This is a genomic window from Candidatus Formimonas warabiya (genome assembly GCF_002777255.1).
Taxonomy (GTDB): Bacteria; Bacillota; Dehalobacteriia; order Dehalobacteriales; family Dehalobacteriaceae; genus Formimonas; species Formimonas warabiya.
Map to the genome: position 1 here is coordinate 4,546,263 of NZ_CP017634.1, position 13,980 is coordinate 4,560,242.

The 13,980-nt window shown below is 45.7% G+C and carries 15 protein-coding genes; 13 read left to right on the top strand and 2 right to left on the bottom strand.

The window, feature by feature from the left end:
- The first annotated feature begins 97 nt into the window (after positions 1-97).
- From DCMF_RS20600 to DCMF_RS20610, 3 genes are all read left to right on the top strand, one after another.
- On the top strand, positions 98-1,534 hold the full coding sequence (locus DCMF_RS20600; RefSeq protein WP_214658776.1) for a class I adenylate-forming enzyme family protein: 1,437 nt from the start codon (positions 98-100) through the stop codon (positions 1,532-1,534).
- Between the two features lie 157 nt (positions 1,535-1,691).
- Entirely contained in the window at positions 1,692-2,144 is a 453-nt protein-coding gene (locus DCMF_RS20605; protein ID WP_148136165.1) for a GatB/YqeY domain-containing protein, read from the top strand.
- 160 nt (positions 2,145-2,304) lie between these two features.
- Positions 2,305-2,715, top strand: a complete 411-nt coding sequence (locus DCMF_RS20610; RefSeq protein WP_214658777.1) for a DUF3160 domain-containing protein — start codon at positions 2,305-2,307, stop codon at positions 2,713-2,715.
- A gap of 212 nt (positions 2,716-2,927) precedes the next feature.
- On the opposite strand, the gene DCMF_RS20615 is transcribed toward DCMF_RS20610, so the two are convergent.
- On the bottom strand, positions 2,928-3,668 hold the full coding sequence (locus DCMF_RS20615; protein ID WP_148136167.1) for an SIMPL domain-containing protein: 741 nt from the start codon (positions 3,666-3,668) through the stop codon (positions 2,928-2,930).
- A gap of 164 nt (positions 3,669-3,832) precedes the next feature.
- Here DCMF_RS20615 and DCMF_RS20620 point away from each other — a divergent pair, with 164 nt between their 5' ends.
- Both DCMF_RS20620 and DCMF_RS20625 read left to right on the top strand, forming a co-directional pair.
- The gene (locus DCMF_RS20620) at positions 3,833-4,627 is read left to right on the top strand and encodes a transposase (protein ID WP_214658778.1); all 795 of its coding nucleotides are present in this window, start codon (positions 3,833-3,835) and stop codon (positions 4,625-4,627) included.
- Positions 4,628-4,700: 73 nt separating this feature from the next.
- On the top strand, positions 4,701-5,603 hold the full coding sequence (locus tag DCMF_RS20625) for a helix-turn-helix domain-containing protein (RefSeq protein ID WP_148136169.1): 903 nt from the start codon (positions 4,701-4,703) through the stop codon (positions 5,601-5,603).
- 290 nt (positions 5,604-5,893) lie between these two features.
- On the opposite strand, the gene DCMF_RS20630 is transcribed toward DCMF_RS20625, so the two are convergent.
- Positions 5,894-6,325 (bottom strand): Hsp20/alpha crystallin family protein, encoded by a 432-nt coding sequence (locus DCMF_RS20630; RefSeq protein WP_148136170.1) that lies wholly within the window; start codon positions 6,323-6,325, stop codon positions 5,894-5,896.
- Between the two features lie 233 nt (positions 6,326-6,558).
- On the opposite strand from DCMF_RS20630, the gene DCMF_RS20635 reads away from it, so the two are divergent.
- From DCMF_RS20635 to DCMF_RS20670, 8 genes are all read left to right on the top strand, one after another.
- Positions 6,559-6,960: a protease inhibitor I42 family protein gene (locus tag DCMF_RS20635; protein WP_148136171.1), complete on the top strand. Its 402-nt coding sequence runs from the start codon at positions 6,559-6,561 to the stop codon at positions 6,958-6,960.
- 182 nt (positions 6,961-7,142) lie between these two features.
- Positions 7,143-8,084, top strand: coding sequence for a Gfo/Idh/MocA family protein (locus tag DCMF_RS20640; protein ID WP_214658779.1), 942 nt, complete (start codon positions 7,143-7,145; stop codon positions 8,082-8,084).
- A 23-nt stretch (positions 8,085-8,107) separates the two neighbouring features.
- Complete coding sequence (locus tag DCMF_RS20645) at positions 8,108-9,130, top strand: GNAT family N-acetyltransferase (RefSeq protein WP_148136173.1); 1,023 nt, start codon at positions 8,108-8,110, stop codon at positions 9,128-9,130.
- A gap of 27 nt (positions 9,131-9,157) precedes the next feature.
- A complete protein-coding gene (locus DCMF_RS20650) occupies positions 9,158-9,850 on the top strand; it encodes a WbqC family protein (RefSeq protein ID WP_214658780.1) in 693 nt (230 codons plus the stop codon).
- Positions 9,847-10,833: a CgeB family protein gene (locus DCMF_RS20655; RefSeq protein WP_148136175.1), complete on the top strand. Its 987-nt coding sequence runs from the start codon at positions 9,847-9,849 to the stop codon at positions 10,831-10,833. The genes DCMF_RS20650 and DCMF_RS20655 overlap by 4 nt, the downstream gene beginning before the upstream one ends.
- Before the next feature lie 20 nt (positions 10,834-10,853).
- Positions 10,854-11,732, top strand: a complete 879-nt coding sequence (locus tag DCMF_RS20660; RefSeq protein WP_148136176.1) for a UDP-3-O-acyl-N-acetylglucosamine deacetylase — start codon at positions 10,854-10,856, stop codon at positions 11,730-11,732.
- Positions 11,704-12,792, top strand: a complete 1,089-nt coding sequence (locus DCMF_RS20665) for a DegT/DnrJ/EryC1/StrS family aminotransferase (RefSeq protein ID WP_148136177.1) — start codon at positions 11,704-11,706, stop codon at positions 12,790-12,792. The genes DCMF_RS20660 and DCMF_RS20665 overlap by 29 nt, the downstream gene beginning before the upstream one ends.
- Complete coding sequence (locus DCMF_RS20670; protein WP_148136178.1) at positions 12,785-13,801, top strand: ATP-grasp domain-containing protein; 1,017 nt, start codon at positions 12,785-12,787, stop codon at positions 13,799-13,801. The genes DCMF_RS20665 and DCMF_RS20670 overlap by 8 nt, the downstream gene beginning before the upstream one ends.
- The last annotated feature ends 179 nt before the right edge of the window (positions 13,802-13,980 follow it).

Here is a 13,980-nt window from a genome sequence, read left to right on the forward strand (position 1 = left end):
CATACTCTTGATTCCATTCCATGGAAAACAGGAAGTTTCCGCTTCATAGCGAATTAACTTATCAGGACAGAATCATAAGAACGGAGTTGAAGACATCTTGCTGCATTTATTATTTACGGAAGACCGGAGCAGTTCAATCGCATTAAAGTACAAGAATCAGAAAGTAAGCTATAGCCAATTGCAGGATCAGGTTGTACTTTTCAGAGAGTATTTTTATGACCAGGGTATTGGGCAGGGAGAAAATGTTGGTTTGTTTTGCCACAATTCTCCGGAATTTATTTATGCTTATTTAGCCATAGTCAGTTTGGGGGCAGTAGTAGTTCCCATCAATAATATGCTGACTCCCCGGGAGGTTTCCTTCATCATTGAAGACGCCGGGATCAAGAATTTGGTGACAAAGCAGTTTATGGAATTGCCGCAAAAGGTCAATCAGCTGGTTTTATCAGATTTCATCCCGACTTTGCAGAATCTAACCGTGAGGCAAAGTCTAGCTAATTTAGCTTTCAATGGGGAAAAAGAGTGTGTAATTATTTATACTTCCGGAACCACCGGTTATCCTAAAGGAGCTGTATTATCGTTTAATAATTTGATCAGTAATGCCGGGGCAATTGGTCAGGTTCTTCAATTAAATAATAGTGATAATTCATTGTGCGTTTTGCCTATGTTCCATAGCTTTGCCTGGACCGTGACGGTAGTGGCCTCTCTCCTCAAAGGAGCCTGTGTTACTATTATGGCGGCATTTTTACCCAAAGATGTGATCACCACGATCCGGGAGCAGGGGGTGACTGTTGTCTGCGGGGTTCCGTCCATGTTTAATTACTATGCTTCCTTGGGTACCCCGGAGGACTTTGCCGGGGTGAGATTGTTTGTATCCGGAGGGGCCTCTCTGCCCGTTGAGGTTATGAACCAGTTCCACCAAAAAATTGGCAAACCAATCATGGAAGGATATGGGCTTTCTGAGGCTTCTCCCGTTGTGACCATGAATCCTTTGGAGCGAGGCAAGATTGGTTCCATTGGGGTTGCTATTCCAGGTGTAGAGATAAAAATAGTGGATGCGGATGGAAATACGCTTCCTCCTGGTGAGATCGGAGAACTAATTACCAGGGGATCCAATGTGATGAAAGGGTATTTTAATCTGCCTGAAGAAACGAAAAAAACAATTATTGAAAAGTGGCTTCATACGGGAGATCTTGCCTATGCTGATGAGGAAGGATACTATTTTATTGTAGACCGGCTGAAAGACATCATTATTGTGGGAGGTCTGAATATTTACCCCCGGGAGATTGAAGAGGTGATTTATCAATATCCTGGGATACGGGAGGCCGCCGTAATCGGAGAAAAAGATCCTGTCAGGGGTGAAATAGTCCGTGCCTATATTGTCCTGCAAGAAGGAGCAGAATTTGATGGGAAATCCTTCAAGAACTTTTTGCAGAAGAATCTTGCCCATTATAAAATACCCAAGAAAATTATTCAGTTGACGGAACTGCCCAAAAATGCTACAGGGAAAATATTAAAAAAAGAGTTAAAGATCTAAAAGATCAGATATGTTGTGGGACAGGCAAACTGATACAATGTCAGGGGACCTGTCCCCTTGACATTTAGATATTTTTTACTTTTATTTTTAGCTTAAAATGGATAAATATATTATTAGTGGTATTATATGATTCTAATAGAAAAGAGAGGGAAGAAAAATGACAATTCTCATGAAAATCAAAGGAGACCTTCTGGAGGCGCGTAAGTCGGATCATCCAGTGAAGAAAAATCTTATCTCCACCTTGTATGCAGAAACAGCAATGCTGGGAAAAAATAAAGGAAATAGGCCGGTAGAAGAGATTACAGATGAGGAAACCTTGGCTGTGATTAAAAAGTTTATAAAAGGGGCGGAAGAATCTTATCAGATCTCCCTGGCCAATAACCGGCAGGATAAAGCGGCGCTGGCTCAGGAGGAACTGGACATTTTGAAAGCCTATCTCCCGGCACAATTAAGTGAAGAGTTTCTGGAGCAGTTTGTGAAAGACTTTTTGGAAAGGTCTCCCCAAAAGGGCAAGCAGGTAATCGGACTGATCATGAAAGAGCTTAACCAGCATTATCAGGGCCAATTTGACGGCAGAAAGGCAAATGAAATCATTTCCCGGTTGATCTAAATTATGGGGCCATAGTTGCCAAAGGAAGGCAAAATGTCAAGGGACCTGTCCCCTTGACATTTTGGCATTTATTGAAAAGATTTTTTTAACTTGATGATATTAAATGGAAACAAAAGGCAGCCGCCTTTCGTCAAAACAAGAAAAAGGAAGGAGCTGTTTTATGAAATCCACAAGAACTGCTGCTGTTTGCCTGAGTGTGGCCATGGTGGTCATCTTGCTGGCAAGCCTTACCGGCTGTCAATCTTCCGCCCAGGACGACATGCAGCAACAGGCTGAACTAGCCTTGATTTCATTATCTAATGGGGCGGCTGCTTTTGCTCCCTATAGCGAGGTCCCGGTTACCCTTAGCCCAGCGGTAGAGACTTACCGGGTAGCCGCTGATCTGAGTAACCTTACCAACAAGGACCGCTTCGACTTCTCTCCCGAAGCGCAAAAGCTCCTGGGCAAGAACGGTTTTGTGGTGGCTCCAAGCTCACACCGGGAGTTTTTCAGCGTCTACGAGATCAACCGCTACGAGACGATTCCCAACTTTGTTACCACCGACGCGATGCTGCACAATTACCACCTGTAGTATGTCATGGGGACAGGTCCCTTGACATAATCAAAGGAAAAACCCTTGACAGAGGTGACCGGTTAAAACACGGATTTTCGGAGGGGATTTTTTCCCGAGAGAGATGGCACTTATCAGGATTAAACCGTGAAATGGTAAGAAAGATAATGATGTAAAGGGGCAGGTCTCAACAACCTGCCCTTTGACATGTTAATTAAAGGGAATAGGACGATTTAATAGTTGTATATGATCGTGATGTTCGCTTCAACCTTTAATTCCCCACCGGATATGGGTGTAGAGGCAGCGTCTGCGGCCCGGATGGATTTGACATCAGCTAAGTAGGTGATTGGCGGCGCGGAAGCAGAGGAACCTTCAATAATTTGGAAGGGTTCTTTAACGGTGACGCCGGCAGCTTTGGCAATAGCCGTAGCCTTTGCCTTAGCACTGACAACTGCTTGATCTAGAGCCTGGAGATAAATGGTATCTCTTTCCTGATCGGTAATGCCGAAATAAATGGAGTTTGCCTCATTTACACCTTGTTTTACGGTCATATCAAGAACGTTACTTACCTTAGCCAAGTCCGTTGTCACTTGAATGGTGTTGGTGACATCATACCCTGCCAGAACGCTGACATTGTCTTTGTAGTTGTAGCGAGGGTGAATATCATAGGAAACGGTTTTAATTTTGTCTTTTGGGATTCCGAGATCTGCTAACGCTTTGTAAACCAGGTCCATTTTTTTTGCATTGTCACTTTGGGCAATGGTAGCATCTTTATTAAAGGTAGCTACGCCTATACTCACGTAGGCAATGGTCGGTGTTACGGTGATACTGGATGTCCCTTGAACTGTAATAGAATTTTGCGGCTGGGCAGTATCTCCGGCAGAAGCAACCGGTGCCGGGTCTAGAAAAGAGCCGGCAAATAAACCGATAACGAGCATGAGAGCTAAACTAACGGTAAAGAAAGCTTTTTTCATTACAACTCCCTCCCTGTTTTTTGGATATCTATTAGACGATGATGGAATTAAAAAGTTCCTAAATGCCAGGATTGCCACGGGGAAATTGTCAAGGCTTGTCAGGGGGACAGGTCCATTGACATAAGTTTGATGTTATGGTTAAATTTGTATATGGAGGTGAAATTATGCCGAGATATGCCCGAAAAAGAAGTAAGACGCATCTTTATCATGTTATGTTAAGAGGAAATAACCGGGAAAAAATATTTAGTGATGAAGCGGATAAATTAAAAATCATCAATATATTGGAAGATAAAAAGAAAGATAGGGAATACTGTCTTTATGCTTACTGTGTAATGGATAATCATATTCATCTCATTATCAAAGAAGATATGAGCCCGGTATCCCGTATCGTAAAACGGATCGCAGCAAGCTATTCTTATTATTTCAATAAAAAATATACGCGTATTGGTCATGTTTTTCAGGAAAGATATAAAAGCGAAAATATAGAAGACGAAAGGTATCTTTTGTCTGCGATCAGGTATGTCCATCAAAATCCTTTAAAAGCAGGGATAGGGACCCTTGAGGGATATAAATGGAGCAGCTACGGAGACTATCTGGGAAAGGGAAGAAAGGTTGCCGATACAGGTGAACTGTTAAAGATGATATCAGATTCCAAGGAGAGTGCCCTGTCAGAGTTTATACGATTAAATCAAGAATTTTCCGAGGAAACTTTTCTGGATATCGTTGAAGACAAAGAAATTAATGAGAGCAATGTGGCTGATTATATTGGCAGGTATTTATCTGAAAAGGGATTGAATCAGGAAGACTTGAAAAGTGCGGACTTCAAGTCAGTAAGAGAGGAACTGATCAGGTTTCTACTGGAGAGATCAAATCTTTCGGGAAGAAGAATTGCATCAAGCCTGGGATTAAACCGTGAGACGGTAAGAAAAATAACAATGTCAAGGGACCTGTCCCCCTGACATTGTAGCTTAGCAAGACAGGTCAAGAAAAGCAATGATCCGATGTGATATCCTTTATGCAGGAGGTAAGAATATGGAGAGCTGGGAAAAGATTCTTGCTGTTCAGCATATGCAGGATTATATTGAAGAGCATCTGACCGAGCCCATTACGCTATTGATGCTTTCAAAAGCAGCAGGATATTCACCTTGGCACAGTGCGCGGATCTTTAAGGAACTGACCGGAAAGGCGCCTTTTGAGTACATTCGAGCGCTTCGGTTGTCCTGGGCAGCCGTGAAGCTGCATGATCAGGATGTTAAAATAATCGATGTGGCCTTTGACTTTGTGTTTGACTCCCACGAGGGTTTTACCAGGGCCTTTTCTAAGCAGTTCGGCATGACGCCGAAATACTACAGTAAAAATACGCCGCCGCTGAAGCTTTTTCTCCCCGGCCATGCCCGTGATTATTACCTCACACTGCAAAAAGGAGATGGGAAAGTGTCTAAAAATCTGAATACTGTTTTTGTTCAGGTGGTTGACCGGCCGGCCAGAAAGCTGATTTTAAAGCGAGGAATGAAAGCGGCCCATTACTTTGAATACTGTGAGGAAGTCGGCTGTGAAGTATGGAATATCCTTTCCGGCATTAAAGAAGCATTGTATGAGCCAATCGGCATGTGGCTGCCGGAAAACCTGAAAAGGCCCGGCACATCGGTATACGCCCAAGGCGTGGAGGTTCCCGTGAATTATACGGGAAAAGTACCGGAGGGATACGAACTGATGGAATTACCGCCATGCAAGATGATGGTTTTTCAAGGACCGCCCTTTGACGATGAAAAATTTGAAGAGGCCATCGGGGAACTGTGGACAGTGATGAAAAACTACAATCCTGAGATTTACGGATTTAAATGGGCTGATGAAGACGGGCCCAGGTTCCAGCTTGCCCCTATGGGATACCGGGGTTACATTGAGGCAAGGCCGGTCAGGCAAATAAACGTCTGAAAAAAACTACCTAGCAGTACCCGAAAGGATGGATAAAATCCACAACCAGTAAAGCGTCTCATCTTACGGGCTATGAGCATGCTGAGGCGCCGGAGATAGAAGTTTACTCTCCGGGGAATCCTGAATCTGGGGATTACTGTTATGAGGTTGACCCCGATCATCAATGAGACATAAACAAAAAACCTTATCTTCCTTTAATTGAAAAAGGGGATAAGGTTTTCTTATTTTCCTTCTTTGCTTGGAATCTCATACCCAGTATGACCAATGGAATGTTATCCTCTTTAAATGGATTAATGAAAATCGATGTCGATTCTTTTTCTCGTGTCCCCTTTGGCCTTGGGCATCCTGATTTCCAACACGCCATTTTTATAGGAGGCCTTTGTCCCATCCGATATCACCTGAACAGGTAAGCCAATAGACCTTTGAAAACGTCCCGCATACCGTTCCCGGTGGAAAGCCTGTTCCTCCTTAAATTCATTGGTCCGGCTGATATTACCGGTAATGGTAAGTAAATTATCATGGATTTCGATTTGGACATCGTCCTTTTTTTCTAATCCCGGAATTTCGCAAGAAGCGACAACCTCATTTTCCGTTTCAAAAACATCAACCCTGGGACCGGTTACATTGTGCTCAAGGTAACCCCGGCCTTCGTTAAAAAACCTGTCCATTTCTCTGCGCCAGTTTTCCAGATGCCGAAAAGGATCATATGGAACCAATGCCATGATTTTTCACCCCTTAAACATTATTATTTTAGTCTGCATCGTTTTCCCCATATTATTCTTCGAAAATTGCGTAAGTAAATGAGAGAGAGCACATTATGGGAGGAAGGGCAATTTTTTTATGACACCATTAGGCTTGGAAAGACATAGACGAAGATTTTTCGCATATACAATTTATAGAATACGGTGAGGAAAGTAAAAAGCCAAATGTGAATAAATTAAGAAAGGAGGAATCTATGATGCACCGGGGGAGAAATATTTATGTCTTGGCCGGGCTCATTTTGTGCTTGGCTATTTTCTCAGGTTGCTGGAAACAGACAGGAAAGGAAGTGGTATTAGAAAAACCTCAGCAAGAATATGTGCTGAATGTGGGTGATCTAGCTGTTATTTCGCTGGACGAAAATCCTTCTACCGGCTACTCCTGGCACTATACCATCAGTAACGAAGAAGTGGCGGCTTTAGAATCTGAGAGCAATCAAGAAGCGGAAGGAAATGCGGTCGGCACCCCATTGCTCCATACTTGGAAGTTTAAGTGCTTAGAGAAGGGGAATGCAGAGATTCATTTCAAGTATTACCGGGAGTGGGAGGGTCCAAAAACCGTTGTCAAAGATCTCACCTATCTCTTATCCGTGAAGTGATGGCGGGTATATAGGCTTGATGCCCTCTAACGATGAAAGACCGGTTCAGAAGGAATGCGCTCATCAGGGTCCGGGCAGCCAAAGGGCATGAAAAACAAGGACGAATCATGAATTCTCCTTTTTATCACCGGCGAATATACTACTATATGGTGCTCTAACATATAATTTGAAAGGGAATGGCCATGATGAAGCTTGCTTTGATCGGTTGCGGAAAATGGGGTAGGCATTATCTTAAGACCCTGACTTCCCTAGAAGATTGTGAATTAAGGTGGGTCTGTGACTCTGACCCGCAAAAGCTGAAGGATGCTGTTGCTGCTTACCCTCAAATCAAAGGCACGGAAAATAAAGCCGATATATTGAACGACAATTCGGTGCAGGGGGTTGTTATTGCCACAACACCTGAAAGTCACTACCTGCTGGCAAAGGAATTTATCGGCAGAGGAAAATCCGTTCTCGTCGAAAAACCTGTCACCATTGATCATAAAGACAGTATGGATTTAATTCATTTGGCCGCTGCGCAGAACCGCGTATTGATGGCGGGCTACACGTTGATTTACCATCCTGCGGTTAAAAAGATTAAAAGATTTCTGGAAGAAAATAAGATGAGCGATCATCTCTGCTATTTAAACATGTCGCGCACCAATTCTGCGCCTCAGGTTTCCGGAGTTGATGTCCTGCATGATTTGGCAGTTCATGACATTTATCTTTCCCGCCACTTGACCGGCGAAGACCCTGTCTGGGTCATTGCGCAGGGGGGGAGCTCTGTCATCTATATTCTACTTGGTTTTCCCCAAGGTAAAATTGCTTCCATTTTTGCAAGTTGTATGCACACGGAAAAAACCAGAAAAATTACCCTGGTTTCCGAAAGAATAAAATTAGTTTTTGACGATGTGCAGCCGGCGCACAAAAAAATTCAGCTTTTGATGAACGGAGAGAGCAATCATCTTTTTATAGCGGAAGAAAATTTAGAACCCCTGAAACGGGAGTGTCTGCACTTCATGGAATGTATCCGGGAAAATAAGGAACCCCACAGTGGTAAAGAGGATATCCGTTTTGTGGCAAAAATTACGGATTACATTGCCCGCTCCCTGGCCAAAGGGGGCGAGAAAGTGACGATCCGTTGATGAAATAAAGGCCAGGGGGAACCGTGCAGTTAAATATCATCATCAGGGTGAGCGTGATCAAGATGACGCTGGTAGTGAAAAGATATAATAAGGACTGGGAAAATGAATGGGATGATTTTCTGGTTTCTTCTGTGAACGGTACTTTCATGCAGGAGAGAAAGTTTTTGAATTATCATCCTGGCGATAGATTTTCGGACCATTCTTTAATTTTTCGGGAAAATAAGCGTATGATGGCCCTTCTTCCTGCTGCGCAAATCCAAGAAAAGGATCAAAGGATGATCCTGGTCTCTCATCCCGGCGCTTCCCACGGCGGACTCATCATCCCACCTACCCTAAGCACGAAAAAAAGCCTGGAGCTGGTAAGGGTTTTTCTTGAATATTGTGGCGAGACCGGTTTTGATGCCGTCCGGCTGAAACTAGTGCCCAGAATTTATCACCGGGGGCTGGCGGACCAGCTTGATTTTGCCTTAAGGTACTCGGGATTTAATATTGAGTACACAGAGCTGGCCACGGCCCTGGAGCTGAACAAAGGTGAGGAGCCTTTTGCCAAGAGGGTGATGAGTCCCACCGCCTTTCGCAACTATCAAAAGGCGTGGAAAAGCGGGTTATCGGTTGTCGAGGATGGGGATATCCAGGATTATTGGCCCATATTAGAAAAAAAGCTGCACCAAAACCATCATGCTAAGCCCACCCATTCCCTGGGGGAAATCAAGTATCTAAAAACCCTATATCCCGAAAGAATTAAACTCTTTGCCGCCTATCAAGGGGCAACGCTCACAGCCGGCGTTTTAGTCTTTCTACTAAACGAAAGAGTAATGAACTGTTTTTATATTGCCCACGACGACCAATACCAGCACCTGCGGCCGCTGAACCTTATTTTTGCTTATCTGATGGAATGGGGACGAAAAAAGGGCTTTCTTTATCTGGATTGGGGTATTTCCACCGAGGAAAAAGGAAGCAGTGTGAATACCGGGTTATTCCGGTTCAAAGAAGGCTGTGGCGGGCATGGGGTGCTGCGGGAAAGCTATTTATATACTTTTAAATAAGCGTAAACCGTTTAATGGGGTATGGCGATGAAATTAGCGGTACACCAGCCAAATTATCTTCCCTGGCCGGGATATTTCAGTAAGATGGCCCGGTGTGATATTTTTGTCATTTTAGATACGGTGCAGTTTCCCAGGGGTTGTTCCGTGGCGAACAGGAACCTGATCAAAACCCCTCAGGGGTCTCAGATGCTCACCATACCGGTTAAACGCAAAGGTTTAGGTCTGCAACGATATGCCGACGTGCTTGTTTTACCCGGCTGGGAAAAAAAACATCTTCAGGCCCTCAGACTAAACTACGCCAAAGCACCCTATTTTGCAGAAATTTTCCCCCGCCTGGAGAGCCTACCAGATCGCGAATATCTTTGGCTCATTAATTATGATTTCATCAGGCTGGTCTATGATTTGCTTAGGCTGGAGACAAAGCTGGTTTTTTTGTCCTCCTTCCCCCAATTTGCCGACCGGGACAAAAATGAACGTATTGTTGCCCTCTGCCGGCATTTTTCTGCCGATAGTTACCTGTCCGGCACTGGGGGCGCGGCCTATCATCAACCGGAGACTTTCGAAAAACACGGTCTTAAATTGGAATATTTAGACTATCAGCCTATCCCATACCCCCAACTCTGGGGCAATTTTATCCCGAATCTTTCTATCGTGGATCTGTTATTTAACTGTGGGGCGGAGCGCACCCGCGATCTTTTGTTGAAGGGAGGGCAAGAATGAGCAGAATCCTGTTTTTTGCCCGTAGTGCCAAATACACGCTGGGGCTGCCCCAGGGTTTTAGAGAACTGAGACATCCGGTTTTTGTGCTCCGGGATTTAAGCAAAAAATCATTAGAAGAAGCAGTTGACCGCTTTAGACCGGATCTTTTAATCACAACCGGGTGGACCTATCGGGAGCATAAACGGAAGCACGTAGATGAGCTGGTAAAGAAAGTCGCTAAATACCAGATAAAACACCTGTACTGGGCAACTGAAGACCCCCGATGGACGAAAGAATGCTCCTTGCGGAGCATGCAGATTCTGAAACCGGACGCGGTTTTAACGATCCATCCGGAGAGTGTAAGCACATACCGGAGACTGGGGATTCCGGCCGGACACCTGGATTTTGGCTGTAATCCGGAATTTAATAGGGCGGAGCCTCTCCGCCCTGAGTATGTTTATGATGTGGCCTTAGTAGGTAATGGGGGCAAAGCCTGGAAATCCTACCGCAAGGATAGCGTGGAGATTTTGCTGAAGCCTTTGGTGGAAAGGGGATATCACCTGGCCATCTGGGGCAGCCGCTGGGACCGTTTTAACGAGGAATTAATGGGTTTTAAAATCCCCAAGCAGATGATTAAGGGTAAGCTGCCCTATGAAGAAACGAATAAGGTGTATAATTCGGCCAAGATCATCATCGGTTTGCAAAACGACCAGGGCATGTTAACTTCCCGGACTTTTGAAGTACTGGGTGCAGGCGGTTTTTTGCTCACGGTGCCGACACAGGCGGTCAACAATCTGTTTAAAAATCATGTTCATCTCATCTGCTCCTCTTCCCCGGAGAATACAGTTACCCTGGTGAATTATTTTCTGAAGGATGCCCAAGCACGTCAAGAGGTAGCGCAAAATGGCCAAGAGGAGGTTTACCTACATCACACCTATAAGGAACGTGCCGGACAAATTCTACAGTTTTTACAGTTAAGCGCCGACAGGATCATGAAAGATTAGTTTTTTAGGGCGGGAAAGGGATGAGTATGGATTACCAGACAACGATTAAACATCGGGTTTCTTTAATAGGTACCAGTATCACCGGCGACACGGAGGCAAAAGTTTCTTTTTGCCCTGCTCCGCCCAATACCGGGATGGTATTTATCCGAAACGACCTGCCGGGCCGCCCGCAAGTAAGATGCTCCTTTAAAAAAGCGAAGGTGGAATACCGCTGGACTTCTTTGGTCCAGGGACATGTGCGCATAGAACACACGGAGCATGCTCTGGCAGCGCTAGCAGGATTAGATTTGGATAATGTGTTTATTGAGCTGGCCCAGCCCAGTTTGCCTGTGATGCCGGATTACAGCGGCAAAGCGTTTGCGCAGGCTCTTTTAAGAGCCGGGACGGTACAGCAGCCATATCCGCAGGAAAAGATTAAAATACAGAAGCCCATTGTTGTTTTTAAACGGGAAAGGGTTGGAGACAGGTCAAATGAAAAGCTGCTTATGGCCCTTCCTTACGAGGGGTTTAAGTTAACCTATGTCCTTGATTATCCTGAACTGCCCCTCTTATGCCAAAATGCGGAAATAAACGTGACCCCTAAAACCTTTGTAAAGGAATTAGCCGGTGCCCGTTCTTTTATCATGGCGTCGGAGTGGGAAGAAGTGATCAACCTGACCGGAAAAGCCAGCGCAAACGTTTTAGTCATTCAGTCCGGAGCGGAGCAGGGAAACTGGCTTTGGCCGAATGAACCGGCCCGGCATAAAGCCTTAGATCTTCTGGGGGACCTAAGCTTGTTGGGGAAAAAGGTGCTGGGGCACGTGATCGGCATTCGCTCCGGCCACCGGTTAAACCTGGCCCTGTGCAAAAAAATTTTCAGGGAGGGGCAAGATGATTCCTTTGGCAAAACCCATGCTTAGTATGGAGGAACAAAAGCGGGTCAATGAAGTTCTCTTCAGCGGCAGGTTAGCTCAGGGAGAATATGTTGCAGAGTTTGAACGAAATTTTGCCCTTTACCAGGGGAGTAATTATGGTGTTGCCACCTCTTCCGGGACCTCCGCTCTTCACGTCGCCTTGTTGTCATTGGGCATTCAGCCGGGAGAAAAAGTGATCACCACGCCTTTCTCATTTATTGCCACGGCCAATGCCATCCTTTACGTACAGGCGGTTCCTGTCTTTTGCGACATAGACCCCCGGGATTATAATATTTCTCCCCAGTCCCTCCTGGATACTATCAAAACGCACCCGGACACCAAAGCACTGGTGATCGTCCACCTTTACGGGCATCCCGCCCGGATGACAGAGATCATGGAAATTGCCCGTCAATACCGTCTGGCCGTAATAGAGGATTGTGCCCAAGCCCATGGTGCCGCCATTCAGGGAAAGAAAGTGGGCACTTTCGGGCACTTCGGCGCGTTTAGTTTTTATCCTACCAAGAACATGACCTGCGGCGAAGGCGGTATGCTCACCACCCAGGACCGGGAATTGGCAGAGAAAGCGAGAAGTTTCCTCAATCATGGCCAGACCGCCAAATACCGGCATGATTTATTGGGGTACAATTATCGCATGACGAATATCCATGCCGCCATAGGCATAGAACAACTGCGGAAGCTGCCGGGTTTTAATCAAAGACGCCAAGCCATCGGGGCCCGTTATGGGAGGGAGATCACAAACCCGGCCTTTGTGAAGCCCATCTGTTTGCCGGGCTTTGAACATGTCTATCACCAGTATACTCTTCAGGTTGATCACCGGAATCGGTTCATCGAATTCCTGGAAGCCCAGGGTATCGGCTATGGCATCCATTATCCCAAAGCTATCCCGGACCAGCCCTTATACCGGCACAGAAAGATTTTCGGCTCTTTCCCAAATGCCCGTGAAGCTGCGGAAAGGGTGGTTTCCATACCCGTGCACCCTGGACTAACAGAACAGGAGGTTGATTACATCGTCGGCACCTTGCAAAGATACCCAGGAAATGAATAGACCTTTCAGGGTGCTGGTTACCGGCGCCGGTTCCGTATACGGCCTGGGCATCATCCGGGCCCTGAAGGCATCCGTGCTGCCTTTGGAGATCTTGGCGGTTGACGTCAACCCGTATTCCTTAGGACTTTTTATAGCGGACAAAGGCTTTCTTGCTCCCCAGGTCGCATCTGAAGAGAGCTACTATCTGTTTATCGAAGATCTGTGCAAGAATTATCAGATCAAAGCCATCTTCATTGGCTCGGGACGGGAGCTTTCGTTTTATGCCAAAAAAAGGAAATCGCTTGAAAAGTCTACGGCCGCGAAGGTATTCGTAAGTTCCCCCGCCGTGATCAAAATTTGCCGTGATAAGTGGTTGACCATGGGTTATTTGTCCCGCGCCGGTTTCCCGGTTCCGGCAAGTATGCGCTATCCTGAAGATATGAAGGGGATTTCCCCATTTTTAAAAAGCACGGGATTTCCCCTTATCATCAAGCCCCGTATGGGGAGTGGTTCAGAAGGGGTTACTCTGGTGAAGAACAAGCGGCAGCTGGTGAAAAATGTAACGGGGAGGAAAAACTTAATTGTCCAGGAATACATCGCCGGAGAGGACCAAGAATTTACGGTGGGGATTTGTTTGGACCATCAGGGAAAAGCAATTTCGAAAATTGCTTTAAAACGGTACCTGCAGGATGGCGTTTCTATCGCCGCTGTTTCTGACGATTATCACGAGATTGCCGATTATTGCGTCGGAGTTGCCGGCACACTTAGCGCATACGGGGCGCTGAATATTCAGCTGCGCCTGCGGGATGGAAAACCTGTAATTTTCGAAATAAATCCCCGGTTTAGCAGTTCTACCGGGATGCGGTTGCTATTCGGCATCAATGAGCCGGAGGTCCTCATTCGTTCAGAGGTGCTTGGTCAGGAGATGATACCCGGGCGCCCGGAGACCGGCCTGGTACTGAGACAATACACGGATTATTATTTTCCCTTAGACCGGCTTAAAAGCATGTCAGAGGGACAGGTCCCTTGACATTAGGGGTAATGACAGGATTAATTCTGCATATGGATGTGATGTCATATATGTCAGAGGGACAGGTCCCTTGACATTAAGGGTAATGATAGGGTTAATTCTCTATATGGATGTGGTGTCATCTGAAAGTCGAAAAGAAAGGCCAATAAGGTTTCAGAGAAATCAAATCTCTCTCTACA

Coding starts and splice junctions, on each gene's coding strand:
- DCMF_RS20605 (WP_148136165.1), top strand. CDS start 1,692: ATGACAATTCTCATGAAAATCAAAGGAGACCTTCTGGAGGCGCGTAAG.
- DCMF_RS20620 (WP_214658778.1), top strand. CDS start 3,833: ATGCCGAGATATGCCCGAAAAAGAAGTAAGACGCATCTTTATCATGTT.
- DCMF_RS20625 (WP_148136169.1), top strand. CDS start 4,701: ATGGAGAGCTGGGAAAAGATTCTTGCTGTTCAGCATATGCAGGATTAT.
- DCMF_RS20610 (WP_214658777.1), top strand. CDS start 2,305: ATGAAATCCACAAGAACTGCTGCTGTTTGCCTGAGTGTGGCCATGGTG.
- DCMF_RS20630 (WP_148136170.1), bottom strand. CDS start 6,325: ATGGCATTGGTTCCATATGATCCTTTTCGGCATCTGGAAAACTGGCGC.
- DCMF_RS20670 (WP_148136178.1), top strand. CDS start 12,785: ATGAATAGACCTTTCAGGGTGCTGGTTACCGGCGCCGGTTCCGTATAC.
- DCMF_RS20655 (WP_148136175.1), top strand. CDS start 9,847: ATGAGCAGAATCCTGTTTTTTGCCCGTAGTGCCAAATACACGCTGGGG.
- DCMF_RS20635 (WP_148136171.1), top strand. CDS start 6,559: ATGATGCACCGGGGGAGAAATATTTATGTCTTGGCCGGGCTCATTTTG.
- DCMF_RS20615 (WP_148136167.1), bottom strand. CDS start 3,668: ATGAAAAAAGCTTTCTTTACCGTTAGTTTAGCTCTCATGCTCGTTATC.
- DCMF_RS20640 (WP_214658779.1), top strand. CDS start 7,143: ATGATGAAGCTTGCTTTGATCGGTTGCGGAAAATGGGGTAGGCATTAT.
- DCMF_RS20665 (WP_148136177.1), top strand. CDS start 11,704: ATGATTCCTTTGGCAAAACCCATGCTTAGTATGGAGGAACAAAAGCGG.
- DCMF_RS20650 (WP_214658780.1), top strand. CDS start 9,158: ATGAAATTAGCGGTACACCAGCCAAATTATCTTCCCTGGCCGGGATAT.
- DCMF_RS20660 (WP_148136176.1), top strand. CDS start 10,854: ATGAGTATGGATTACCAGACAACGATTAAACATCGGGTTTCTTTAATA.